General features: G+C 61.0%; 20 protein-coding genes and 1 tRNA gene. 13 read left to right on the forward strand and 8 right to left on the reverse strand.

Annotation, left to right across the window (positions count from 1 at the left end):
- Positions 1 to 5: 5 nt before the first annotated feature.
- Both ACVIYL_RS24150 and ACVIYL_RS24155 read left to right on the forward strand, forming a co-directional pair.
- Positions 6 to 1,538, forward strand: a complete 1,533-nt coding sequence (locus ACVIYL_RS24150; protein ID WP_456780041.1) for a hypothetical protein — start codon at positions 6 to 8, stop codon at positions 1,536 to 1,538.
- 33 nt (positions 1,539 to 1,571) lie between these two features.
- Positions 1,572 to 2,288, forward strand: coding sequence for a hypothetical protein (locus ACVIYL_RS24155; RefSeq protein WP_456780042.1), 717 nt, complete (start codon positions 1,572 to 1,574; stop codon positions 2,286 to 2,288).
- A 319-nt stretch (positions 2,289 to 2,607) separates the two neighbouring features.
- Here ACVIYL_RS24155 and ACVIYL_RS24160 read toward each other — a convergent pair whose 3' ends face one another.
- Entirely contained in the window at positions 2,608 to 2,847 is a 240-nt protein-coding gene (locus ACVIYL_RS24160; protein ID WP_456781984.1) for a hypothetical protein, read from the reverse strand.
- On the opposite strand from ACVIYL_RS24160, the gene ACVIYL_RS24165 reads away from it, so the two are divergent.
- Positions 2,768 to 6,469, forward strand: a complete 3,702-nt coding sequence (locus tag ACVIYL_RS24165) for an eCIS core domain-containing protein (RefSeq protein ID WP_456781882.1) — start codon at positions 2,768 to 2,770, stop codon at positions 6,467 to 6,469. The two genes, ACVIYL_RS24160 and ACVIYL_RS24165, sit on opposite strands and share 80 nt — an antisense overlap.
- Entirely contained in the window at positions 6,462 to 7,127 is a 666-nt protein-coding gene (locus tag ACVIYL_RS24170; protein ID WP_456780043.1) for a hypothetical protein, read from the forward strand. The genes ACVIYL_RS24165 and ACVIYL_RS24170 overlap by 8 nt, the downstream gene beginning before the upstream one ends.
- Here the strand turns inward: ACVIYL_RS24170 and ACVIYL_RS24175 are convergent.
- The 3 genes from ACVIYL_RS24175 to ACVIYL_RS24185 all read right to left on the reverse strand — a co-directional run bounded on the left by ACVIYL_RS24175 (position 7,124) and on the right by ACVIYL_RS24185 (position 10,763).
- Positions 7,124 to 7,672, reverse strand: coding sequence for a LuxR C-terminal-related transcriptional regulator (locus tag ACVIYL_RS24175; protein WP_456780044.1), 549 nt, complete (start codon positions 7,670 to 7,672; stop codon positions 7,124 to 7,126). The two genes, ACVIYL_RS24170 and ACVIYL_RS24175, sit on opposite strands and share 4 nt — an antisense overlap.
- 635 nt (positions 7,673 to 8,307) lie before the next feature.
- On the reverse strand, positions 8,308 to 9,666 hold the full coding sequence (locus tag ACVIYL_RS24180; protein WP_456780045.1) for an integrase arm-type DNA-binding domain-containing protein: 1,359 nt from the start codon (positions 9,664 to 9,666) through the stop codon (positions 8,308 to 8,310).
- Between the two features lie 863 nt (positions 9,667 to 10,529).
- The gene (locus ACVIYL_RS24185; RefSeq protein WP_253589666.1) at positions 10,530 to 10,763 is read right to left on the reverse strand and encodes a helix-turn-helix domain-containing protein; all 234 of its coding nucleotides are present in this window, start codon (positions 10,761 to 10,763) and stop codon (positions 10,530 to 10,532) included.
- An 89-nt stretch (positions 10,764 to 10,852) separates the two neighbouring features.
- Here ACVIYL_RS24185 and ACVIYL_RS24190 point away from each other — a divergent pair, with 89 nt between their 5' ends.
- The 3 genes from ACVIYL_RS24190 to ACVIYL_RS24200 all read left to right on the forward strand — a co-directional run bounded on the left by ACVIYL_RS24190 (position 10,853) and on the right by ACVIYL_RS24200 (position 12,635).
- Positions 10,853 to 11,128 carry a DUF2285 domain-containing protein gene (locus ACVIYL_RS24190; protein WP_253589667.1) on the forward strand — a complete coding sequence of 92 codons (276 nt, stop codon included), beginning with the start codon at positions 10,853 to 10,855 and terminating at the stop codon, positions 11,126 to 11,128.
- A 543-nt stretch (positions 11,129 to 11,671) separates the two neighbouring features.
- On the forward strand, positions 11,672 to 12,307 hold the full coding sequence (locus tag ACVIYL_RS24195) for a hypothetical protein (protein WP_456780046.1): 636 nt from the start codon (positions 11,672 to 11,674) through the stop codon (positions 12,305 to 12,307).
- A gap of 238 nt (positions 12,308 to 12,545) precedes the next feature.
- A tRNA-Ser gene (locus ACVIYL_RS24200) sits at positions 12,546 to 12,635 on the forward strand.
- A 57-nt stretch (positions 12,636 to 12,692) separates the two neighbouring features.
- Here the strand turns inward: ACVIYL_RS24200 and ACVIYL_RS24205 are convergent.
- Both ACVIYL_RS24205 and ACVIYL_RS24210 read right to left on the reverse strand, forming a co-directional pair.
- Positions 12,693 to 12,932, reverse strand: coding sequence for a hypothetical protein (locus ACVIYL_RS24205; protein WP_456780047.1), 240 nt, complete (start codon positions 12,930 to 12,932; stop codon positions 12,693 to 12,695).
- A complete protein-coding gene (locus ACVIYL_RS24210; protein ID WP_456780048.1) occupies positions 12,929 to 13,396 on the reverse strand; it encodes a hypothetical protein in 468 nt (155 codons plus the stop codon). Before ACVIYL_RS24210 ends, ACVIYL_RS24205 begins: the two co-directional genes overlap by 4 nt.
- 454 nt (positions 13,397 to 13,850) lie before the next feature.
- On the opposite strand from ACVIYL_RS24210, the gene ACVIYL_RS24215 reads away from it, so the two are divergent.
- The 6 genes from ACVIYL_RS24215 to tenA all read left to right on the forward strand — a co-directional run bounded on the left by ACVIYL_RS24215 (position 13,851) and on the right by tenA (position 20,461).
- Positions 13,851 to 14,891, forward strand: a complete 1,041-nt coding sequence (locus ACVIYL_RS24215; RefSeq protein WP_225164475.1) for a 2-keto-3-deoxygluconate permease — start codon at positions 13,851 to 13,853, stop codon at positions 14,889 to 14,891.
- Positions 14,892 to 14,920: 29 nt separating this feature from the next.
- Positions 14,921 to 16,228 carry a four-carbon acid sugar kinase family protein gene (locus ACVIYL_RS24220; RefSeq protein ID WP_456780049.1) on the forward strand — a complete coding sequence of 436 codons (1,308 nt, stop codon included), beginning with the start codon at positions 14,921 to 14,923 and terminating at the stop codon, positions 16,226 to 16,228.
- A complete protein-coding gene (gene pdxA / locus ACVIYL_RS24225; protein ID WP_456780050.1) occupies positions 16,225 to 17,223 on the forward strand; it encodes a 4-hydroxythreonine-4-phosphate dehydrogenase PdxA in 999 nt (332 codons plus the stop codon). The genes ACVIYL_RS24220 and pdxA overlap by 4 nt, the downstream gene beginning before the upstream one ends.
- Positions 17,224 to 17,374: 151 nt before the next feature.
- A complete protein-coding gene (locus tag ACVIYL_RS24230) occupies positions 17,375 to 18,142 on the forward strand; it encodes a DeoR/GlpR family DNA-binding transcription regulator (RefSeq protein ID WP_456780051.1) in 768 nt (255 codons plus the stop codon).
- A 139-nt stretch (positions 18,143 to 18,281) separates the two neighbouring features.
- Entirely contained in the window at positions 18,282 to 19,064 is a 783-nt protein-coding gene (locus tag ACVIYL_RS24235) for a C13 family peptidase (protein ID WP_456780052.1), read from the forward strand.
- A gap of 722 nt (positions 19,065 to 19,786) precedes the next feature.
- A complete protein-coding gene (gene tenA, locus ACVIYL_RS24240) occupies positions 19,787 to 20,461 on the forward strand; it encodes a thiaminase II (protein WP_092083090.1) in 675 nt (224 codons plus the stop codon).
- 573 nt (positions 20,462 to 21,034) lie between these two features.
- Here tenA and ACVIYL_RS24245 read toward each other — a convergent pair.
- Positions 21,035 to 22,534 (reverse strand): CoA-acylating methylmalonate-semialdehyde dehydrogenase, encoded by a 1,500-nt coding sequence (locus ACVIYL_RS24245; RefSeq protein WP_456780053.1) that lies wholly within the window; start codon positions 22,532 to 22,534, stop codon positions 21,035 to 21,037.
- Positions 22,531 to 24,195, reverse strand: a complete 1,665-nt coding sequence (locus ACVIYL_RS24250) for a GMC family oxidoreductase (protein ID WP_456780054.1) — start codon at positions 24,193 to 24,195, stop codon at positions 22,531 to 22,533. The genes ACVIYL_RS24245 and ACVIYL_RS24250 overlap by 4 nt, the downstream gene beginning before the upstream one ends.
- Positions 24,196 to 24,262: the final 67 nt, after the last annotated feature.

The following is a 24,262-nucleotide window of genomic DNA, read 5'->3' on the forward strand; positions in this document are numbered from 1 at the left end:
TCGTCATGCATGACACTACCGATGGGACGCGCAACCGGTTCTTCCGCGGCAAGCGGATGCAGGCAGAAGAATTCCTGTTGGAGCAGGACTATCTGATCGATCGGCGACGGCTGATCAACCGTGCGGTGCTGGGCTGGGGCGTGGTGCAGGGATTCGCGCTGTCGCAGCCGGATCGGCCGCGCCCCGAGACACCGCTGCCTGCCAACGCCGAGTCCGACGCGCCCGCGACTGAGGTGCAGGAGGGTGACAGGATAGCTGCACAGCCCGTGTCGGAGGCCGTCGCCGCGGCTAGCGCGCCCGCGGCCGCATCCGCGGATGATCGGACAGCTTATCCGCTCGAAGTCGGTGACGGCATTGCCTTCGATCGATTGGGGCGGGAAATAGTTCATGCTTTGGGATGCAAGCTCGACGCCACGAATACCTTCGTGCTCGCCGTTGGGGAAAACGGTCAGTGGTGCTTCAGCGATCTGAGCAAGCTCACGAAGGGGCGTTACATCCTCGCCGTTCATTATGCCGAGGAGAAAGCCGGTGGCGTCGTCGCCCCGCGCTTCTGCGGTTGCAGCCGTCCGGAGCGGGCCCATGTGCACGAGACAGCGGTGTTCTCGCTGCGCGAGTTGAAGGACAGGACATGTCCTTGCGGTGAAAGCGCCTGCCCCGGCGATGGCTGTGACCATTGTTTGAGCGATGCCTGCAAGGGCGATGTTCGCGGGCCACACGCACGGCTCAGCCGATGGATCAGCGATCGCAAGGTGAGCGGGAACGACTCACACCTTCACTGCTGGGGAAAGTATGAGATTGCACTGCATGAATGGGTCGACCTTGCGTGTGTTACGGCTGAGCCCCCCAAGGAGCACTGTCTCCCGATCGGCATTGTCGTCGACGATGGCAGCGGACCGCGGCGGCTCGTCAAGAACAACGATCTGCTGTTTGATCTCGTGCGGGGATGCGATCTCACTCACATCAGCGAGATCAGTTGGGAAGCTTGGCATCGCAGGGGGCGAAAAAATCCCGTCCTCTGGAGCGAGTTCCAGTCCATGTTCTGCTTCGATCGCGAGGTTCGGCGCGGCGACGAGAGGACCGGCTTTTTTACGGGTTACAGGACAAGGTTTATCGTCACGTTCTCTGGCCAGGTGAAGCGGGAATCCATCCGTACCGACGCCGTCGTCATACGGGTTATTACGTCGGAGGGTGGCACCGGCTGGGGTCGGACCCGCACCATTCCGGTCGTCCACCTCGATTCAACGCCGTCCCGTGGCGATCCGGACGGTCCGCTGACCGACCAGTTTGTGGTCGAGGTGCGGCGCAGATGGGTCAATGACGAGATCAAGGAGGACGGCGAGTCGGAGCTGCGCGAGAACGATTTTTTGGTCGAGTTCGAGGTACGCGGCGATCTGCTTGAAGACTGCGAGGGCCTCACGGTCGACGCGAACCCACGCGGTCTTGCGGCGACGCCGACTGGCAACGGCACGCCTGGCGGCACCTTCATTTCACGCTTTGCCGTCAAACGGATGCCGAGAGACAGAAGCGACACCGATTAACGGAATCGTCCTGCCAAATCTGAGGGTGAAATCATGAAAGATCTTTCATTGAACGGAATCTCGACGCTGGTTCGGCCGGCTTACAGCCCGGGCCTGCTGCTCGAGGACGAGGACCTTACCGCCGCCGTCGACTACACCCGCAATCTGACGCGGCTGCTGTTTCGCTCGTTGTTCGGCTGTGGCGTGATCTGCGGGCTCGAAGTCAAGGCGGAACCGAGCTGTAACAACAGAAAGATCGCCATCAAGATCGACCGCGGCCTGGGCCTCGATTGCTCCGGCAATCCCATTGAGGTGCCCAAGGATGTCTCACTCGAATTCGATCCGGAATGCGAGCCATTTCCACCCCATATCTGGGTTGTCGCTTGTCACACCAGCCAGTCCTGCCGTTCGCGCGACGTCGCCTGCTGTCCGGACGAAGACGATCCCAAGCAGTTTAAGACGCGCCTGCAGGATGGATACAGAATTGAGCTTCGCATGGACAAGGACCCGCCTGACGATGTGTGTCGTTGCGGCGGCCACAAGGTCGATGACTGCGGTTGCGGCTGTGACTGTCACTGCAGCGATTGCATACTTATTGGCAAGATCGTCCTTGGCAAGGCCGAGGATGGCGTGACGCTGAAGGTCACGACCGATGATTCACAGGTGCGCAAGATTCGTCCGGCACTGCAGACTCCATGTCCGCCCGAGACGAAGAAGGTTAATACCACTTCAAATAATTCCGGTGAAACGGGGCCGCGGGAGCCTGGTTAGAACTTCGGGAACTGAAGGGCATGGCGACGGAGCACGCGCTGCAGAAACAGGCATCGACGCCCGATCGGCGGCCGCCGGTGGCTGTTCAGCGCGCCGCCATCGCTTCTCCGGTTCAGACGCTGCAGAGCAGGCTTGGTAACCAGGGCATGCTGGCGCTGATGGCGCGCGGCAGCACGGTCGAGGCGCCCGCTTCCTCCTCGCCGACCACCGGCCTCCGAATTTCGTCGCCTCAGGATGCAGCCGAGCGCGAAGCCACCGCGACGGCTGCGGCGGTCATGCGCACGTCGAACCCGGTCCCGGTTCCGTCAGGCGAGAGTCCTCAGGTCCAGCGTGCATCCGCTCCCACGCAAGCCGCGCTCGCGCCGGGGTCGACACCGGCGGCAGCGATCGCTGGATCGATTGCGTCGCCGAGCGTAACCTCGGAGATCGCGGGTAGCATGGGCGGCGGCACGCCGCTTGCGCCGGCGGTGCGCAGCTTCATGGAGCCGCGTTTCGGCTCGAATTTCTCGCAGGTCCGCGTCCATACCGACGAGCAGGCTGCCAGACTCAGTGCCGGCATGGACGCCAAGGCTTTCACGGTAGGCAGCCATATCTTTTTTGGTCGAGGTCAGTACCAGCCGGACCGGTCGGAAGGCCGCGAACTGATCGCGCATGAACTGACCCACACGGTGCAGCAGGGCGCCGTCGCACAACGCAGTATCCAGCGCGAGGAGGGTGATCCCTCGACCTGGGACCGCCTCACCAGCGCCGCCGGCGAAGTTGCCGCCAAAGCCCTGCCGAACCCGGGCGATCTTGCGTTGAAGGCCGTGGGTTATGTCGCGCCCTCGCTGGTGCCGATCGTCAGCCGCGGGCCGGGCGGCCTCATCGACTGGCTCAAGGACAAGGCGATGTCGGCGGTGCAGGGCATGTTCACGACCCTGATGGCACCGGTGAATGTCATCGCCGGCGCTGGCCAGGGACTGGCCGCGCAATTTGCGCCGCTGGTCACGAGTCTTCAGAATGCCGCAGGGCAGATTGCCAAAAATGACTGCGGTCCGATCCGTGAGGCCGCCGACAGGATCGATAAGGCCGCCGAGCGGCTGATTACGCCTGTTGTCGCGACGTTGCAGCCGATCGTCGCTGCGATCAGGAATTTCCTGAGCGCGGTCTGGGACAAGCTGGGTGCCCCGATCTGGAATTGGATCAAGGAATATGCCGCCGAGAAGTGGGCGGAGATCAAGGCCATCGCGCAACTGGTATCGGATGTCGCGAGGTGGCTGTGGGATAACACCAGTGCAATCCGCTCGGTCTACGCGCAGGCCTGGGGCTGGTTCAAGAACAAGCTGGGGATCGGCGAGGGGCCGGAGGGCGAAGCGGGTCTGTTGCAATGGGTGCAGGCCAGGCTCGCCACGGCCTGGGATTCGATCAAGGTCCAGCTCGCGCCTTTCAACAAGCAGATCACGACGGTGGCAGCGGCGGTTGGCGAGGTTGCGCTCGCACTGTCGCCGGCCGGCCCGATCCTCGCTCTCGGCGGCGCCATTGGGGGAGCGGTGCAAGGCATCCGCTGGATTGCCGCCAATTGGGGCAAGGGCAACATTATCGCCACGGCACGGATCTATCTGGAGCAGACGCTGATTCCGCCGCTGCTTGGTGCCATCGGCCGGTTAAGCGCCACCTTCACAAACATGGCGCGGTCGATCAGTGGCGCGCTCAACCACCTTGCGGCGGCAATGGCCGGGGCGGTCGCCGGATTGGGCGGCTCGATCCTCTCGTTCGCGGTGTCCGCGGTGCAGTGGATCGCGAGCCAGGTCAATGCGCTCGCGGCCTGGGCCAACGGCCAACTGGCGCAACTCGCCGTCTGGCTTCAGGGCGCGCTCGGTCGGTTGCAGAACCTGCTCGAAGGCGTACTCCGATTCCTCGGCCGGGTGGCCGATGTCGTGATCGACATCTGGGGCCTGCCCGTGCTGCTCGGAGAAGCGATCTGGAACCGGATGCCGGCCTGCGTGCGCGATCCGATCGTGGATTTCCTCGGCCCCATCATCCTTCGGCAGATCGAGATCTTCCAGGAACTGGTGCAGAACAACGACGCCTGGCAGGAGACAAAAGCGGACGTCGGCAAGATCATCAAGCTGGTCTTCCACGATCACGACCTGATGGGGGCGGTAAGGGCGACGTTCTTCCTGATCCTGCGCGTCCTTAACCTGCCGCCGGATCTGCTGATGACCGTAGCCAGGAAGGCGCTCGCGGCGTGGGACGTCGTGGTCAAGCAGCCGCTTGCTTTCATCAAGAACGCGATCGTCTCGCTCGGTTACGGCTTCAAGATACTGTGGGACAACAAGGTCGAGAACCTCAAGATCGGACTGCAGGGCTGGCTGCTCGGCGAGATCAAGGAAAAGAACATTGTCATTCCCACCGACTGGAAGGAACCGCGGCAACTGTTCGACTTCGTGCTGAGCGTTCTGGGGATTTCCTCGGAACACATCTTCGATCTGATGAAGAAGAGGGGTATCGCCGCGAAGACGATCGACGGTATCCGCAGCGTAATCAGCCGGGCTGCGGGCGTCATTGCCTGGGTGGACAAGGCCATCGACACCACCAAGACTCCGGCGGAGAACGCGCGCGGCATGGTCAACCAGGCCAGGGATTTCGGCGCGACTATCCTCTCCGGCCTTGCCGAATGGGTGGCCCGCAAGGTCGCCGAGGAAGTGGCCATCATGGCCGCCGCCGCCGCCGCGTCGGCCGGACTTTCGGAACTCGTCGATATTGTACGCCGCATCTATCGCGGAATGCTTACCGCGGTGCGCTGGTCGCGTCGCATTCTCGACATGGCCAACCAGACGCTCGACCACGTGCTCGATATCGCAGCCGGCAATTTTGCAAAGGTTGGCGGAGCCTTCGCGCAGATCATGCAACGCGGCATGCCGGTCGTCATCGGCTTCCTCGCCGATCAGGTCGGGCTCAGTGACGTGGGCGCCACCATTCGCGGTATCGTCGACAAGCTTCGCGAGAAGGTCGACAACGCCATCCTGTGGGTGATCGACAAGCTGAGGTCGGCGCTGGAGAAGCTGGTCGGAGCGGTCAAGGCGGGCGTCGCGGCGGTGAAGAACTGGTGGAATGAACGGCGCGACTTTACCGGCGCCGACGGCAAGCCGCATGCGATCTACTTCACCGGCGGAGAAAATTCGGCCCGGTTGATGGTCGCGTCCGTTCCCGAGCCGATCGAGTCCTATCTCAAACGCAACTTCATTGACCCGGACCACCCGCTCAAAACGAAAGCGGAGCAGGCACTTGACCACTATGATCGAACCATCAAGCCGCTGATTGACAAGCCGGCCGACCAGCAGCGCGCCGGCGACCTCGCCGCTAACATCACCAAACTTAGCACCTCCATGATGCAGCTCGTAGGCGCGCAGTACGGTGATCTGCCCGACAAGCAAGAAACGCCAGTCTTCAAAGCGCCGCGACTGGCAAGTCTCAGGAAGGTCTCGACGCGCAACGTCACAACTGGATCCGACCCCTCCGGAACAACGCCGGAATGGAATACAATCGTGGCCGGAGGTCTGACGCAGAGCAAAGGGTTCTGGAAGCGCATGCATATGATTACGCATCAGGTCGGCGGGCCTGGCACACCCGACAACTGGGTCCCGGCTCCGGTTAACGTCAATTCGGGAGCGATTGTTCGCGGCTTCGAGACAAACTTGGAAGCCATGGTGCGAAAGGAGAATCCCAAGACCAGAAAGAACAATGTGGTTTGGGTCAATGTCAGTGCGCTGGCCTTCCACGGCGGGTATACCGATCCCGCCAATGTCAACAGCTATGCGGCGGATAAGTTTGCGTCCAGTATGCGGTTTGCGGCGGGTCTCTACTATCCCGATAAGTCAGGCAATTGGATTGGGGATCCGACGCCCGTTCTGAACGTGACAACCACGATCGGTCCGCCGAGCGACGAGTTCTCTGGCCGTGCACCTAGCGTCAATACAGGCAGCCTCTCCCAGCTCGTTGCCGCAACCGGAGCGAAGGAGTGGTTCGTGCGCGAAGCCCTCGACGTGAAGGGAAAGGTCAACTTTGGTAACATCGCGGACTTCCAGTTGCGGCTCGTCGCGGCGCGTGTGAAGCAGAACGTTGAGCGTACCGACGAGTTCAAGGCAGGCATCGAAGCGTTCCGCGATGCGGCCATAGGAAAACGGATCAGGTTTGATTGAGATGACAGTTCTACGTGAAATCGCTGCTCAAATCACACGAGTCCGCAAGGACAGTGCCGTCGAGGTCGTACAGAGCGACGACCGGCTTGTGGAGGAAGGGCAGCTGGAAACACTCAAGGAGATGATTGCAGGCGATCGCATCGTCTACAGCGCCTGTGTTCTGGGACTATTGCAGATCGGCGGGGAACTCCGATTGTACTGGCATTCGAAGGCGGATGCAGACAACGTCGTTTACGGCGAGTTCTTCTTGCAGACGCCCCTCCTCTTCGGACCCAAGAATACCCTGCCGCCAATCTTCCAGGACATGACCTTCGGATCTCTGCAACTTAAAAACACGCGCCTGCTGGATTGGTACGCCCTGAATGGCGGACCAATTCACGCATTGCTTCGCGTTATCGATGGCAGGCTGGACGACAATGTTCTCATTTTCAACGAAAAGGAACTCTTTCAGTCTGAACTGACTTGCGACACCTATCTAAAGGAAGTCGCAAGAACCAAGGGCGTATTCTACTGGCAATACCTCTACTGCAAAGACAAGAGCCTGCAGCCGTTCGAGGTTGCAGCGTTGGAGCGCGGGTTGGATTTCCTCGAGTCGGCGTTCGAGGAGGATTGTACTGATCTGCGGCAGCGTCTGCGAAATGCGGGCCGTATACCCTAAGACGCGAGCCAGGGACGCTCGCGAACATGGCGCATGGCGTGCGCGCGGCGAGGCAGCTTCAGCTTCTCGAGTACGTTGTGCACGTGGTGCTTCACGGTGGCGACACTCAGATTGAGTGAACGCGCGATCTCCTTGTTGGTGTGCCCGCGGCCGATGAGCTGGAGCACGTCGGTCTCGCGGCGGGTCAGGGGAGGGTCCTCGGCCGGGGCGGCAGGCTGGGCATCGCCCCGAAACAGCGCGCGCAACAGGCCGCTCGAAATTTCGGCCGGGCACACCAGGCGGCCGAACACGGCGTCCCGCATGGCCTTGGCGACGTCCTCGACGCTCGCGTCGCGCGCGATATACGCGGAAAATCCGGCCCGGCCGCAGCGGATGACGTCCTGACGCTGTTCCTTGAGGCCGAGCGCAATCAGCACGACGTCGGGCGCCGAAATGGCAATCGCCCGAATGTCGTCCAGATCGATATTCTGCGTCATATCGACCAAAACGGTGTCAATGGTCTGGGACGCCAGAATCTGATTCAACTCCGCGATCTTGTCGGTCACAAAGACAATTGAAATATCGGAAGTGTCCGCAAGGCATCTGGCTAAACCGTCACCGAGCAATTTAATTGGTGTCAAAATAACAGCTTGCATACGAAAATACCCCGTAACGCGCTGTATTGGCGATTTTAGCCTTTCTCCTGAGGTCAATGCAACAGCAATCTAGGGGTGTATGGCAGTTGGTGCTGGTATCTGAAGTGATCGCGCGATCGACCGAGCAGCTAGGGACCAAGCCGGGCAACGGGGCCGCCAGCATATCGTCCACGCCGTTTCGCTATTCGAGCCAGACATCGACGGCATCGCAATTGTTTCATCACTAGCCGCCGCGACGATCGGCGGAGCGTCCCGCGCGGCAGAAGCTCAAGTTTGGCAGCACTGCCTTCCGCCGTCGCAGCCCTGGAAAAAACGATCTCATTTGGAAACGGGAGCCAAGCTATTGATATTGCTGGAAGCGTCTTTCGCCCATTTTTTCCAAATGCGAGTTGAAATCATTAGATAATCAAACGGATTTTGATTCCGCCATTCGGCGTCTGCTTGAGTTCGTTACGTACAAAGCGCCGGTAGGCGCAGGTCCTTAGTACGTGTTTGGAAAGGGTGCAATCCGGTCACCAGATACGCCGCCGGCGGCCAGCTCGAAGTCATGCGGCCTGGCGAGTTCTTTCTTGCTCCTCGCCCAGAGTGTTTGGCTCCAATCGGAATTGCGTCACGGCTCTTCGGCTGGCTCCGTGGCCAAGCCAATTGATCAGGACTTCCTCTTCTGTAAGCGACTTACCCAGTGCGGTAAACACGACGGTGCTGATAGCTTGTTGTTGGCTGCGCAGGTGGTCTTCAACCAGCTTGTGCCGAGTGACATAGCCAGCGTTCACACCAGGGATAGAATGGTTCATGAGGAGCTTGGCATCGAACTCAGAAACACCGGCAGCGGTGGCAATCGTCCGAAATGTTTGACGAAGGTCGTTGCCCCATTTTGATAGAATATCTCGATCTTCCTTTGTTTCCGCTAAGTGCCCTGAAGCGCTGTCAGCTGGGAATAGCCATTTTTGCGCCTGAGAAGGATGCATTTGCCTGCCGAAACGAAGCACCCTGGTGAGGCTCAGGATCATTTCCCGAGATAGCGGGATGTCGAACGCTCGCTTACTGCCTCCCTTGGGCTTTGGGATGTGGAGCGTTCGCCCTCGAAAATTGATGTGTTCGGGCTTGGCCTGCTGCAATGCGGTGGGTCTGGAGCCACAGAGTAATGTGAGAAGATGGAATTCGCGCCGGATCGGATTGTCCAGACTAGCCAGCTCTAAGAACCATCCTTTCAAATCACCGGTGCCCATACCAGTGTTCCTGCGCTCCTCCTGATTCCAATCGACTGCATCTGCGGGATTGTCACGTGGCAGCGATCGATTGGTCTTCCGAGCGTGATTGTAGATGGCCCGCAGCGTCCGCATGCTGCCATTCGCGATGTAGGGACCGTTCTCCTTAGTAAGCTGATCATGCTTTTTGGCGACGCGAGCAGGATCATTCGCGAGATCCAGCAAAGGGGTCTTCAGCCATTCCGAAAAGAGACGCTCAACGTGATCGCGATACCCGCTGATCGTTTTCTCGCTACGGCCTTTTCGGACCAAGTGGGCTTCCAGGTAGCGTTGCCAAGCCTGCTCCAGGGTAGCGGCCCCTACAGCACCATTCCCATCGGTCGCGGCTTGTTCGGAGTTTCCGTTCTCCCTCGCATTCGGGTGCTGTCCCTTGCTGATCTGAGCAAGATACTCCTTGGCAATCGCGCGGGCTGCCCTGGTCGTCAACTCGCTGGCGTCACCAATCGATACTCTGATGGAGGAGGCCCGCTTTCCTCGTTGTCTGAGATCACCTTGAACAGTGAAGGTCCTTTTTCGCCTCCCGACAACCACGAAGAAGCCTTTCAACTCGGTGTCGCGAGCCAAATACCAGCCATCTTCAGGAGTCGGCAGCTGAGCGATGGCCTTGTCGCTGAGAGCAATGCGAATGTCGGTCATGAGGGTCGACGTGAACTGCTAAAACGGTTTTCAAACGGTTTTGGCGAACTGAGGTGTTTGAAGGTCAGGGTTCGCTGGGCTGCGAAGCTATGCGACAAGTCTCTATAAATAAAAGACCTTTCTCGACTTCATCGTAGTGTGGCGCAGATTCAGAAATCGCAGAGAGGCGCCGGTTTTGAACTCTTAATCAGCGGGTCCCAGGTTCGAGCCCTGGTGCGCCCACCAAGGAAAAGGCCTTCTTTTCCAGTACCTTCGCGAGATGGCGGTCGAGACCAAAACGAGTCTCGTGCGACGTTTTTTGTGGACGGCCGTCGCGCGACCGCATTGCTACGCGACTTTCCCTTTGTCTCTGTATCTTCACCCCATTCGATACAGCGCGCAGATCGGATGGTATAGGTCGATAATGTGCTCGTCGTAGAATAGGATATTAGGGCGAGCAAAACGGACAATCTGCTGGCCCGTCGCCGCAGGGTACGGCTTGCTGCAAAACCAGAACCGGACCGTTCGGGTCGGGCGTTCGATTCGCTCCCCCGCTACGCGTTCCCACTGTTTCCTGCCAACCTACGATCTTCCCTGATCCCCCCACGCTTGTGGCAGCACCAGAAGCCACCGTCGCGCTACGCCTTCGCATCTGGTATCAGGCAGGAATATCCTCGTTTGGCGAGGCGCTCGTGGTACATGCCGGCATGGAGCGTGCCGTCTCCCGCCATCACACCTATCGTAGCGCCCACCAGCCCTCGGTCCGCGAGCGCGTCTGCGACGGCGTCCACGATGTGGAGGATCGGTACCGAGGTTCTGACCTTCCGCACATTGTCCGAAGGCGGGACAGCCTAGCCGCGACACGGATGTAGACGTTCGCATGGTCACGCCGCGCCAATGTCAATTTCGAGTTGCTTCAGAATCTTGCTGGGGGTCGTGTCAAGTGCTTTCGCCAAGCGAAAGAGCGTGACGATCGTGGGGGATTTCAGCCCTCGTTCGATCTGACTCACATACGTCCGATGAATAGTCGCCCGATCGGCCAGCTCTTCCTGCGAAAGGCGAGCAGAAAGCCTTAGGCCAGCAATGATTTTTCCGAAGGCCAGATTGGGGCTTTTCACACCCTCACAGTGTTGCCTTGAACACTAAAGGACTACAGACTATAGTATTCAAGCTCGCAGCCTTGGGGGCGCGGCTATTGGAAGGGATTATGCAGGAGACACCGCCGCTCGATCCTGATGTGGCTGACCTGGCTCCCACTGAGCCGGCGCCGACATTCTACGATGAGCAGCACGTTGTGACTTACATTCGCCTTCTGCAGGCCGAGGGTGAGGGGGCGGACTGGCGGGACGTGGCCCGAATCGTCCTACATATCAATCCGGAGCGTGAGGCGGACCGCGCGCACAACGCATACCAGAGCCATCTCTCGCGCGCTAAATGGATGACGGAACGGGGACGTGTCTTACGTGGTGTAGGGTCGAATTAGAAGAAATCCGTCGATTCAAGCGCGGATATAGAAATCGTATCCCCCAGCCAATGTGTGGTGATCCGGAGGCACCACGTGGTGTCAAACTAGGGACTTCCCACTACGCGGTCGTTTGTAACTATTGCGCCGCAATCCTTGTTGGCTGCTGCATATCGGAGGACGCAAAGCCTGAGTTCGACAGGCGGCCCCAGTGACAACCCGCTTCAGATGGTCATTGACGGTTGCGAACAGGTATGCGTCGAATGCCATTGGCACGGCGGTAGCCCTCGCCAGAGCGAGTTCGCGGAGGTCTTCCGAATAGGGTCGCATCATCCATGCTGGCCGCCGTTCCCCAGCGTGGAGTTTGAATCAGAAATCGTCTCTGGGAATCTCGATTCCGGCAAAAGAACATGCTCTAGGCGCGAGCCAATCGCGAGTCGCGTCAGGATCAGCCGAGCAAGTGTCTACCGCGTTGTCGGACGCGAATAAGGATGCGTGGCTGTTAACCACTCTTCTGTGCATCGTGTATGTAGGCGCAAATCTTCAAATCATGAGAGATCAATAATGCAGGTGGGGAAGAACGAGACGCTTGCTGGAGTTCGCTTGATCAAGTTGCGGGACTTTCTCAGGTTTCACGAGGTAAGCTTTCCCGCTGAGGCCATTGGAGAGCAGTTCAAGGTCAATGGCGGCCGGAAGCAGGAAATCGAAGAGGCCCTGGTCAGGGCGGGCTATGTGACACGTCACGAGGAAGACAAAACGCGCTATCTAGTTGCACCTCTTGGGATGCAGCTATGCAATGCGAGGTTCATCTCGCGTATTTCGAGAGAGAAGGCCGAAGCCTTACTCCAATCCTTTCTGGTTCGCGTGGTTAGCATCAATGAACGCGACGAGCTCACGCACAAGGTTACTGGGGTGCGCGTATTTGGCAGCTATCTCACCGATAAGGCGGATTTGGGCGACATTGATCTCGCGGTTGCGATCAAAGCTCGGCGTGAATCCCACGTCAAAGAAAGCGTAGAGCGGGCGAACCAATCGGTTAGGGCAATCCGCAGCTTTCTCGACAGGATCACCTTCGGTCGTTCCGAAGTGAAAAAGCTTCTGAAAGGCGGCAGTCCCTATCTGTCCGTCCATGAATTCGATGAGGTGGATGAGTTGGGAATTCCCTACAAGGTGCTGTTCCCAAGCAATGGGGCCAACTAACAGTTCGGGGACTGCGTAACGGCAAAACGTGCCTTGAGCCCGATCGCCTGCCAGATACTCCAGAGCCCGGCTTCCGGCAGGAAGTTGGGCTCTTCCTACCCGCAAACCGCAGGATCGAAACCAAGGCGCCGCGCGGCACGATCGCGACTTCTCCTGCACCCGCCACGAGGGTTAACAGGCAATGCAACGAACGATTATGACCGTGCGACGGATGCCCATTTTCGGTCGGACAAGCCCGGGGATGCGACCGGCAAGTCATTGATTGTTCTCAATCCATGGTTGACTCTTAATCAGCGGGTCCCAGGTTCGAGCCCTGGTGCGCCCACCAAGCTTTTCAATAGCTTAGGTTAGCCCTCGTAGTTGTCATTCCGACAAACGGCCGCGTCTATTCCGACAAACCGGCTGCTTTTGTTCGCTTCTCGCGGCGCTTCCGGGTCCCCGAGATCAGCTGTTTACGGGTCCGCTTTGCATAGATCGGCAATTGCCGTGCAGACCTGTGGCGGCCGGCTGCGCGCAGTTCCGCGTCGGTCAGGTCGCTGTCGGCACCCTCGGTGAAGCCACCGTGGCGGAACGAGGTGAATGAAAGCTCGGATCGAATGCCGGCCGCGGCGACAATGTCCTTCACGACGCTGCGCAGGTAGCGGAGGTCCGTGCGCTCAGTATCCACGGTGGCGGAGTACGCGACTTGCGGTGCGCGTGATCGCGCCTGAAGACCAGACCCGAAACCGTGACCTGCTTGATGGCATCGAGCTCGGCCATCAGTTCGGGGAAAAGTGATTCGCCCCGATCATCGAAAAGCGGCCACCAGGCTTCCTCGCCGTTCTTCGGATGCACGATCTTCACGCTATTGGGCCGCTCCTTGGGGCGGTAGTGCGAAATCTCAAAAGCTCCGACGACATGCTCCTCGCGCTGCAACCACTCCGTCAGCCCGTGAGACCGCCAGCTGTCGAAGGCCGGCAGAAGAACGTACTCGGCGCGCTCAACGGCCGCATTGTAGTTCTCACCGAGTCCCTTCGCCTTGACGTGACACCCTTGCGCACGTGCCCACGTTGGAGGCTCGAAGAAGTAGGCCCATCGGCCGTTGCGCAACGGCTTTCGCCTGCAATACCGAGGCAATCTCAGAGCGGTCTTGGGAGGTTTCGTACTAGCGCCCGAAGAGAGCCTGCGCGAGCGCGACGACTTACAGGCCGACGTTCCGCTGGCCGAGGCGGTGTCCCGCCTGCGGGCGAGGGCCCGGCCGGGCACCCTTGCGGCCGAAGCATGCGACGGTCGGGGCTTCGGTGGGTGTTGCCCCAAGTAAGCGTTTCGAGCATCTGCGCGATGAGCACCATGCCCAACCTCTCATGACCCAATTCCCTGGCATTCTCCCGCGAGCAAAATCAATCGCATCTGACGGAGCGAATGATCGGGTCAGTTATGCGCAAAATGCGCAATAGGTCTTGAATACTGCGCGATATGAGCATATACGGCCACCGTTTGCTCGTTTTTATAGCAAAACGCGCAAAATGATCGGAAGTGCGCGGTGTGCGGGAGGACAACAGAAATGCAGGTTCCAATTAAGCGGGCGATCGAGAGCGTGCCGGGCGGGATGATGGTGGTCCCTCTGTTGGTCGGGGCGCTTATTGCCACCTTCTTTCCCGATACCCCGAAGTTTTTTGGCTCCTTCACCGGCGCACTGTTCTCTGGCGCGCTGACAATTCTCGCCGTGTTCTACGTTTGCATGGGCGCGAGCATCGACTTCCGCGCGACCCCCTACATTGTGAAGAAGGGCGGCACCCTGCTGATCGTGAAGGTTGGCGTGGCCGTTGTCCTCGGCCTGATCTTCGGCCGCATTTTGGGAGAGACACCGGTCGCAGCTGGCATGTTCGCGGGTGTCTCGACGCTCGCGATCGTTGCCGCCATGAACGACACCAATGGCGGTCTCTATATGGCGTTGATGGGCCAATATGGACGTCCGCGTGACGTCGGCGCCTATACTGTCATGTCGCTGGAGAGCGGTCCTTTCCTCACTATGATCACTTTGGGCGTCGCCGGCCTCTCGGCATTTCCATGGCAGACCCTTGTGGGCGCTATCCTGCCTCTGGTGGTGGGTATGATCATCGGCAATCTCGACAGAGAGATGCGCGACTTCCTGAGCCGCGCGGTGCCTGTGATGATCCCGTTCTTCGCCTTCGCGCTCGGCGCCGGCCTCGATCTGTCGAAGGTTTGGCAGGCCGGCCTGCTCGGCCTCGGCATGGGAGTGGCCGTGGTGGTTGTGACCGGCATCCCGCTGTTCCTCGCCGATCGCATCACTGGCGGGAATGGTGTCGCGGGTGTTGCGGCGGCCTCGACGGCCGGTAATGCGGCGGCCGTCCCGGCGATTGTCGCCGCGGCGAATCCAGCCTATGCGGACGCGGCGCGGCCAGCGACTATCCTCGTCGCGGCGTGCGTCGTGGTTACCGCTATCCTCGTGCCGATCGTCACCGCCTGGACAGCCCGCGTTGTTGGTCGCGACGTCGAGGAGCCTGCAGAAGAGAACAACGTGGCTTCTGCCGGCAAGATGCCCCCCGCGGCGCGCTCGGTTGTCACTGAGGCAAGTCACTGAGGCAAAGTCACTGAAGCAGGTCGCTGAAGATGGCCCCTAAAGCGTTTTCGAGCGAAGTGGATACCGGTTCGCGTCAAGAAAACGCGTCAAGCCAAAGCTGGCTGATCGTCGCTGACGATCTCACCGGTGCCGCGGACTGTGCGATCGCCTTCGGCAGAAGGGGGCGTGCAGCTGCGGTGACGTGGGGTGAGGTGACCGACGCGTCGGGCTACCAGCTGCCCGTCCTGGCCTACGATGCCGCGAGTCGAGGCCTTTCGGCCGGGGCCGCTGCAGCCCGCCATGCCGATGTGCTGGCGCGCCTTTGCGAAGGCGGACGTATTCTTTTCAAGAAGATTGACTCGACGCTGCGGGGGCAACCTGCAGCGGAGACTGCCGCCGCGCTTGCGCATCTCAAGTCACGGTCGGGTCCGGCCTTTGGCGTGTTCGCGCCGGCCTTTCCGGCCACCGGCCGGACCACCATCGACGGGCGTATCCTGGTCAGAGGCCGCCCCCTCGAGGAGGCCGAGGTCTGGCACCGCGACCACACCTACCCGAATGCCGATCTTGTCGACGTTCTCGCGACCGCGGGCGTTCGCGGTGAGAAGGTCAAGCTCGCTGCCGTGCGCGGTGGCGATCTCAAAGCCACGTTCGCGAGGCTCGCCTGGGAGGGCGACGTGGTCGCGGCCTGTGACGCCGAGACTGAACACGATCTGCGTTTGATCGCGGAGGCGAGCCTGCATGCATCGCCCGCAACCTTCTTCATCGGCAGCGCCGGCCTCGCGCATGCGCTGGCCGGCCTCGAAGTGAGCCATGGCGTCGAGCCGCTGCGCATTCCGACGAGCGCATCCGGCACCCTGATCGTGGTGGGCTCGCTCGCCGGCGCATCTCGCGCCGCCGCGCGCGAGCTGGAGGCGACCGGCACCGTGGCGCATTTCCCGGTCGCGCCGGAAACGCTGCTCAACGATGGTGCCGGCCGGGCGGCGCTCGCCGCGGACGTGATGAAACGACTTGCCGGCGGCGGCGATACACTGGTTGAGATCATGATGGATGATCACCCCGACATGTCGCTCGGCCCGCAGCTCGCCAAGGGGCTCGCCGACGCTCTTGAGGCCGTCGCACCCGCGATCGGCGCCTTCGCTGCGACCGGCGGCGAAACCGCCGCGGCGATGCTGTCGCGCTTCGGCGTCAACGGCATCCGTCTTGCCGACGAAATCGAGCCGGGCGTGTCGCTCGGCCTTACTCTTGGCCGATTGTCTGTTCCGATCGCCACCAAAGCGGGCGCGTTCGGTGACGAGAACAGCCTCATCCGCATCAGCGAGCGGCTTCGCGCCGTCCGAACCAGAGGAAGTTTCATATGACTCGTCCGACCATTGCGATCACCATGGGAGATCCGGCCGGTATCGGGCCCGAGGTGATCATGAAGGCGCTGGCGCAGCCGCAGGTGCAGGCGATCTGCAATGCGCTGGTGATCGGCGACTCCAACCGTCTGCGCAAGGCCGGTCAGATCGTCGGCGTGCCGCTTGAGGTCGATGCGTTGAGCGACGCGAAGCAGGCGAATTTTGCGTCGAAGGCCGTGCAGTGCGTTGACCTGAAGCTGGTGCCGGACGATCTGCCGTTCGGCAAGGTGTCGGCGACGGCAGGTGAGGCGGCATATCGCTACATCGAGAAAGCCGTGCAGGTGGTGCAGGCAGGGCTCGCGCAGGGCATCTGCACCGCGCCGCTTTCCAAGGAAGCGCTGCATGCGGCCGGCCACAAATATCCCGGCCATACCGAGCTCCTGGCGCATCTGACCGGCACGCCGGAAGTATCGATGATGCTGGTGTCGCCGAAACTCCGCGTCATTCACGTGACCACGCATATCGGCCTGCTCGATGCGATCGAGAAGATCGAGCCCGGCCTCGTCGAGCGTGTCATCGCACGCGGGCATGACGTGCTGGTACGCGCCGGCGTCGCCAATCCGAAGATCGGCGTCTGCGCCATCAATCCGCATGCCGGCGAGAACGGGTTGTTCGGTCGCGGCGAGGAAGCCGCGAAGATCGCGCCGGCCGTGGAAGCCTGTCAGCGCAAGGGCTGGGACGTGCACGGCCCCCTGCCTGCCGACACGCTGTTCTTCCTGGCCGGCCGCGGCGACTACGACATGGTGGTCGCGATGTATCACGATCAGGGCCATGGACCCATCAAGGTGCTGGGGCTGGAAGCCGGCGTGAACATCACTGTTGGTCTGCCGGTGATCCGCACCTCGGTCGATCACGGGACCGCCTTCGACATCGCGGGCAAGGGCATCGCCGACGAGCGCAGCCTGATCGAAGCGCTGCGGCAGGCGGTCGATCTCGCGCCGAAGAAGGCGGCTTGAGGGGGCTGCGCGGGCTCCTCAGGATGAGGAGCGAGATGCGCGTTAAGCGCTGACATTGCGCGGCCGATGCATCGTGGTATCCATCGGCCGTGCCGCGAAGCCGATACGGTCGAGCTCGGCTGACGGCAATGAATCCGGGGGCTGAGGTTCGATGTCGATGCGCAGCAAGGAGCGTCACGCTCGTCTGTTGGAAGCACTGAACGCGGGAGAGATCGATGTCGACGATCTCGCGCGGCGCTTCGACGTCTCCGCTTCCACCGTGCGGCGCGACTTGCAGCATCTTTCCAAGAACAATGCCGTGCGCCGCACCTATGGCGGCGCCATTCTCACCGCCCACGCGAACGAGACGACGCTCGAGCAGCGCCTCGCGATTCAGGGCAAACAGAAGCAGGCGATCGCGCGCGCGGCGATCGATCTGATCGAGGATGGCGACACACTGATTCTGGATGCCGGCTCGACGGTCGCAGCCTTCGGCCGACTGCTGCAGCATCGGCGGCTGCGCATCATCACCAACAATCTTGCGCTGCTGCCCTTCTTCGCCAAGGCTCCGAGCATAGAGCTTGTGGTGCTGGGCGGCGCGCTGCGCACCACCAGCATGAGCACCATGGGGCCGCTCGCCAATGAGGCGCTGCGCCGCATGACCGCGGACCGCGCCGTCATGAGCGCCGACGGCGTGGTGAATGGCCGTGGCCTGTGCGAAGCGGATCTCGAACAGGTCGCACTGAAGTCGCTGATGATGCAGCAGTCGAAGGAAGTCATCGTTCTCGCCGACGCCAGCAAGCTCGGCCGCGCCGAACAGATGGCCTGGGCGCCGCTGCCGCCGCGCTGGACTCTGGTGACTGATGTCGGCGCATCTGAGGAGCAGTGCAAGCGTCTCGCCGACGCGGGAGCGCGCGTGATCGTTGCCGGCGTTCGCTGAGCCGGCATCGCAATTTTTCGCGTGATCGGAGAAAAATATCGACCGAGGCGGGGTTGCGCAAGGAATCGCTGAACCGGGGCGCAATGCCGTCAACTTGAATCGCCATATGCTAGGTGGCGATCACCAAACGAGGTTCGCCATGGCGTGCAAGTCTTGGAGTGGTTCTTGGAACGGCACTTGGATCGGCTCTTGGATCAGCCGGCTTGGCGCGCCGCTCGTCGCTTTTGTTTTGACCGTCGCGCCGTTGGCTTCGCCGGTGCACGCCGTTGAGGACGCTCGCAAGGTGAGCGTGGTGTCGTTCGGCCTTTTCGGCGATCAGGGCGTGTTTAGACGCGAGGCGACCGGCGCAGCACAGGTCGTAGCGGGTCGTTTCGGGAGCGGCCCAGTCAACGTGCAATTCAATTCGAAGAAAGGCGGAGGTGCAACGATTGAAGGCCTGGCTAAGTCCTTGCAGGCGGCGGCCAATGGGATGGACGCCGAGAATGATGTTCTGTTCTTGATTCTCACCTCGCACGGCTCCCCCGACGGGCTTGCAATCAAAGCCGGGCGGCTTACGCAAACGCTCACGCCGCCCCATCTCGCCGCCATGCTGGCGCGGACCGGCATGCGATACAAGGTGGTGGTCATCTCTGCCTGTTATTCCGGGGTCTTTATCCCTCGTCTCGCGAACCCCGATACGTTGGTCATCACCGCGGCCGATGCCGACCATTCATCGTTCGGCTGTCGGGACAAAGCCAAGTGGACCTACTTCGGCAACGCCTTTTTCAATGTCGCACTCCGGCAAGCCAGAAGCCTGAAGAACGCCTTTGTCGTTGCACGCTCGCTCGTCCAGCAGCGAGAACTGCGCGCTCGCTTCGAGCCGTCGAATCCCCTGATGGCAGGCGGCGCAAACGTGCAGCCGTTGCTCATTGCGCGTCCTTGAGGACCGGCCGCGTTTGCGGCCGGCGCCTGTGGGTGCCGTCCACCTCGTCCATGTTGATCTGGTCACCGCATCGCGCCGCATGTCTGCTACTGGGCCCCTTAGCGGACTTGATTGGCGTTATGGCTGACTTCCGCTTTGCCGGAGATAGCCGACTTCACCGCCAAAGGGAGAGACTGCTTCTGTCGGTGCCTCTCCGTCGGCCGAAGGCGAGGATCGTGGATGGCACTGTCGCGTCCACTCATCAGCAGGTGAGCTTACCTGACGCCGTTGCGAACTTTGGTGTGAACGAAAACAGCACGTATCTGGTGCGGTTTCTGGTGCGGTCGTCGCGCTGCGGGCAACGAGAACGAAGTAAGCTATTGATCTCATTGGTGGACCCGGCAGGACTCGAACCTGCAACCAGACCGTTATGAGCGGTGGGACAATCGTCGCCGCTGTTAAGTTTTCTGCCTTTTCGTCGAATTCGACCACGTTCGCCACCCTTCGTGCGGGTTGTTATTGGCGCGAAACTGGTGCGGATTGTCTGTAGTCGAATCTTGGACCAGGACGTTGCGTTCTGTAGGTGATAACGTGAGAACACACTCAAGCCCAGCGATCGACGGCAAGCGACCTCCATACGGTAGCGTGCCGGCAGATCGCCGCGGCCGGCCAAGGTCAGCCTCATAATGCAGGCTATGGGAAGTAATCAAAAGCGGTTCATGACAAGCCAGGCGAAACATAACGTGAGTTTCTGGGAGCGTCTAAAGACAGAGGCATCTGCTGAGTGGCGCGCCTACACCGAGCATCCCTTCACGAACGGATTGGCAGACGGCTCGCTCGCCGAACCGGCATTTCGTTATTATCTTGCTCAGGATTACTTGTTCCTCATCGAGTTCGCGCGCGCCTACGCGCTCTCGGTCTACAAATCGCCCAAGCTTGCCGACATGCGTGAAGCAGCGGCCGGTCTTTCGGCCATCCTTGATGTCGAGATGAACCTTCATGTGACACTCTGTGCCGGTTGGGGTCTGTCCCCAAGCGACCTTGAACAGACCCCTCCGGCGGCCGAGATGCTAGCCTATACTCGCTACGTGCTGGATGCTGGAATGCGCGGCGATCTGCTGGCACTCAAGGTGGCGCTGGCCCCATGCGTGATCGGGTACGCGGAGATCGCGAAGCGGCTGGCTGCACAACCCGATGCGAACGCTGCGACGAACCCCTATCGCGTGTGGATTGCCGAGTACGCTGGTGCGCCATACCAAGAGGTCGCGGCGAAAGCGGGAGCACACTTGGAACGTCTCGCTGATCTCTACGCCACCCCGGCCCGCGAGGCAGAGCTGATTGCGATCTTCAAGGAAGCTACTCGTCTCGAGGCAGACTTCTGGGAGATGGGCTGGCGCGCGGGCCAGCGTGTCGAATAGCGCTTCGGAAATTGTCAGGCTTATAACCTGAAGGTCATCGGTTCAAATTTGTTGGCAAAGCTATCCGCAGATTTGGTCTCAACTGGGCTCTCTTTGATCATTTTGGACACTTGGCCACGCTGAAGAGCACGGGTGGTTCCGAAGTGCACTTTGCAGTGCGGCTCGGCTTTGCAACGCTTTGAAATCGTAGCAAATGCGAACGCTCCGACCTGTCTCCGATGACGTTCGCGTCATCGGATCCGGCGCCGAATCGGCCACGGGGAGCTGAATCAAAATCAATCGCGGATGGCAGGCCTCAAGTGCCGACCATCACCTTTCGTGGCATCGCCACACCACGGTGCATCCCGACAACGGCGACCGGAGCATCCATCGGTCCGCCAAAAGCGGGTGTCCGACAACGAGGGTACTTAGCGGACGAGTACCGCACGACCGATACCCCCACCTGTGAACTTCCTGACGACGCGCCAATGTTGGCTATGAACCTTCAGCTGCTGCTAGTCGATCAACGGTGATGCCCACATCAGGTGCCTGTAGCTCACGTCTTGGTTGCCGCGCTATTTGGCCGCTTGCCCTTCATCCCAACCTTGGCATCACGTACTCCGCGCCACTGCGAATACCGGTCGGCCAGCGCGTCGTAATTGTCTTCAACCTGGTATAGAACCGCACGCCTTCTGGTCCGTGCATGTGGTGATCGCCGAACAGGGAGGCTTTCCAGCCACCAAATGAATGGAAAGCCATCGGAACAGGAATCGGCACATTGATGCCGACCATCCCGACCTGGATCTGGTTGGCAAACTCGCGTGCCGCGTCGCCGTCGCGCGTAAAGATCGCGGTGCCATTGCCGAACTGGTGCGCGTTGATCAGGGCGGCGGCCTCGTCATAAGACGAGGCGCGTACGACCGCTAGGACTGGTCCGAATATCTCTTCGCGGTAGATCGTCATATCGGATGTGACGCGATCGAACAGTGTGCCGCCGGCGAAGTAGCCTTTCTCGTAACCCTGGCGGCGAAATTCACGACCATCCACCAGCAGCGTCGCACCTTCGGCGACGCCGGCATCAATGTAGCCTCGTACCTTGTCGCGATGTTGCTGGCTGACAAGCGGGCCCATCTCGCTCTCCGGGTCCATGCCTGGACCGATGTTCAACGCATGAATCCGGGGTACGAGCTTTTCGATCAAGGTCTTTGCCGTCGTCTCGCCGACAGGGACCGCAACCGAAATCGCCATGCAGCGTTCGCCGGCCGAGCCATAGGCCGCGCCCATGAGCGCGTCGACAGCCTGGTCCATGTCGGCATCCGGCATGATGATCATATGGTTCTTGGCACCGCCCAGGGCCTGGCAGCGCTTTCCGTGCAGAGTTGCAGTTTCGTGGATCGATCGTGCGACAGGTGTCGAGCCAACGAAGCTCACCGCTGCGACATCAGGATGCGTCAACAGCGCGTCGACCGCTTGTTTGTCGCCGTGAACGACGTTGAACACGCCGTCCGGCAGCCCGGCCTCTTTCAACCATTGCGCCAGGAGGATGGACGCGGAGGGAACCTTCTCGGAGGGTTTCAGGATGAATGTGTTGCCGCAGGCAAGTGCCACCGGAAACATCCACATCGGAACCATCGCCGGGAAATTGAACGGCGTGATGCCCGCGACGACCCCGAGCGGCTGGCGCAACGAATGACTGTCGACGCGCGTGCCGACGTTCTCGGTGATCTCGCCCTTCAAAAGCTGTGGCGCGCCGGTGGCAAACTCCACGACTTCCATTCCGCGCTGTACTTCCCCCTTTGCGTCGGAAAAAACCTTGCCATGCTCTGACGTGATCACGGCCGCGAGCTCATCGAGCCGGTCCTCGAGGATACGGAGGAAACGATTGAGGATGCGCGCGCGCCGCAGCGGCGGAGACTTGGCCCAGTCGGGAAAGGCGGTCCGTGCGGCCGCGACCGCCGAAGCGACCTCGTCGGCGCCGGCAAGCGGCACGGTCCCGGATTGCTCGCCTGTCGCAGGATTGTAGATCGGCGCGGCACGGCCGTGCAAAGACGTGACCGGGGCGCCATTGATGAAATGCGGAACGGGATGGGTCATTTGCGGAGTCTCCTCGATGAAACGAATGGCGGCTGGGCGATGCGGGACCGATGCGCGTCGTCGAGCACCATGCTGGCGCCCTTGCGCGCGATCATTGCGGTTGGGGTGTTGGTATTTCCCGATGTGATGGTGGGCATGATCGAGGCGTCGATGACCCGGAGCCCGTCGATGCCTCGCATGCGAAGGCGCGCGTCAAGCGGTGACAGCGGATCCGCCTCGGGCCCCATCTTGATGGTGCCGACCGGATGGAAGATGGTCGTGCCAATGTCGCCGGCAGCGTGTGCGAGTGACACGTCATCGTCGGCGACGTACGGGCCGGGCAGAAATTCCTCGGGTGCGTAACGAGCGAGCGCCGGCTGGCGCATCAGCGTGCGGGTGACCCGAATGGCATCCGCCGCGACGAGCCGGTCCTCGGACGTAGCAAGATAATTTGGCGCGATGCGTGGCGGGGCATTGGGGCTGCTGGACTCGATCCGGACCGTGCCCCGTGATGTCGGCCGAAGATTGCAGGCGGCGACCGTGATCGCAGGAAAGCGGTGCAGCGGTTCGCCGAACTTGTCGAGCGAGAGAGGCTGGATGTGAAACTGGATATTGGCTCTCTCATGCGTGGGGCTCGATCGGGTGAAGATGCCGAGCTGTGAAGGCGCCATGGTGAGCGGGCCGCGTCGGCGGAAGATGTAGTCGAGTCCCATGAGGGCGCGGCGGCCAAGCGAATGGTACGTTTCGTTCAATGTGCGAATGCCGCTGACCTTGTAGATCGCGCGCTGCTGAAGATGATCCTGCAGGTTGTGTCCGATGCCCGGACCATCAAGCGCAATCTCGATACCCAACGGGCGGAGCCAGTCGGCGGGTCCTACGCCGGAGCGATGCAGGATCTGCACGGAGCCGAGCGCGCCGGCACACAGGATGACTTCCCGCTTGGCAGCGACATCGACGGATTGACCGTCTCGGACCAGACGCAGGCCGGTCACGCGGCGGTTTTCGATACGGAGCCTGTCCACGCAGACATTGGTCTCGAGGCGGAGGTTTGGTCGGCTCAAGGCCGGCTTCAAAAAGCCTCGCGCAGAGGACCATCGTCGTCCGCGCTTCTGGTTGACGTGGAAGTAGCCGGCGCCCTCGTTGTCACCGGTGTTGAAATCCAGGCTGCGCGAAATGCCCATGTCCTCGGCGGCCGTCGCCACGGCGTCGAGAACCGGCCACGACACGCGCGGCGGCTCGATCCGCCAGCCGCCTCCCGTGCCGTGGAGGTCGCTCGCGCCCATGAAGTGATCTTCGAGATTGCGAAATTCCGGCAGCACATCATCCCAGCCCCAGCCCTCCAAGCCGAGCTGACGCCATCCGTCGTAGTCCGCTGCCTGGCCGCGCATCGAGATCATCGCATTGATCGCGGACGAGCCGCCGATCACCTTGCCGCGGGGATAGGCCAGCGCGCGTCCATTCAATCCCGGCTCCGGGTCCGTCTTGAACATCCAGTCGGCGCGCGGATTTCCGATGGCAAACAGATAGCCGACCGGAATGTGAAACCAGATCCAGTTGTCCCTCCCGCCTGCTTCGAGCAGAAGGACGCGGTTGCGCGGGTCTTCGGACAGCCGGTTTGCGACGATGCAGCCTGCGGTGCCTGCACCGACAACCGCATAGTCAAAATCCCCGTCGATCCGCATCAGGCCTCTCTTCTCTCTCCGCGCAATGTTGCCGCTGGATGGCATGGCGGATTTGTGCTCTCAATGC

It is taken from the genome of Bradyrhizobium sp. USDA 3315 (assembly GCF_054056795.1).

Bases quoted from the DNA above. Each gene is read 5' to 3' on its own strand.
- pdxA (WP_456780050.1), top strand. From the start codon at position 16,225: ATGACTCGTCCGACCATTGCGATCACCATGGGAGATCCGGCCGGTATC.
- ACVIYL_RS24150 (WP_456780041.1), top strand. From the start codon at position 6: ATGCATGACACTACCGATGGGACGCGCAACCGGTTCTTCCGCGGCAAG.
- ACVIYL_RS24160 (WP_456781984.1), bottom strand. From the start codon at position 2,847: ATGCCGGCACTGAGTCTGGCAGCCTGCTCGTCGGTATGGACGCGGACC.
- ACVIYL_RS24155 (WP_456780042.1), top strand. From the start codon at position 1,572: ATGAAAGATCTTTCATTGAACGGAATCTCGACGCTGGTTCGGCCGGCT.
- ACVIYL_RS24180 (WP_456780045.1), bottom strand. From the start codon at position 9,666: ATGACCGACATTCGCATTGCTCTCAGCGACAAGGCCATCGCTCAGCTG.
- ACVIYL_RS24165 (WP_456781882.1), top strand. From the start codon at position 2,768: ATGGAGCCGCGTTTCGGCTCGAATTTCTCGCAGGTCCGCGTCCATACC.
- ACVIYL_RS24250 (WP_456780054.1), bottom strand. From the start codon at position 24,195: ATGCGGATCGACGGGGATTTTGACTATGCGGTTGTCGGTGCAGGCACC.
- ACVIYL_RS24245 (WP_456780053.1), bottom strand. From the start codon at position 22,534: ATGACCCATCCCGTTCCGCATTTCATCAATGGCGCCCCGGTCACGTCT.
- ACVIYL_RS24220 (WP_456780049.1), top strand. From the start codon at position 14,921: ATGGCCCCTAAAGCGTTTTCGAGCGAAGTGGATACCGGTTCGCGTCAA.
- ACVIYL_RS24190 (WP_253589667.1), top strand. From the start codon at position 10,853: ATGCAGGAGACACCGCCGCTCGATCCTGATGTGGCTGACCTGGCTCCC.
- ACVIYL_RS24235 (WP_456780052.1), top strand. From the start codon at position 18,282: ATGGCGTGCAAGTCTTGGAGTGGTTCTTGGAACGGCACTTGGATCGGC.
- ACVIYL_RS24195 (WP_456780046.1), top strand. From the start codon at position 11,672: ATGCAGGTGGGGAAGAACGAGACGCTTGCTGGAGTTCGCTTGATCAAG.
- ACVIYL_RS24215 (WP_225164475.1), top strand. From the start codon at position 13,851: ATGCAGGTTCCAATTAAGCGGGCGATCGAGAGCGTGCCGGGCGGGATG.
- ACVIYL_RS24230 (WP_456780051.1), top strand. From the start codon at position 17,375: ATGTCGATGCGCAGCAAGGAGCGTCACGCTCGTCTGTTGGAAGCACTG.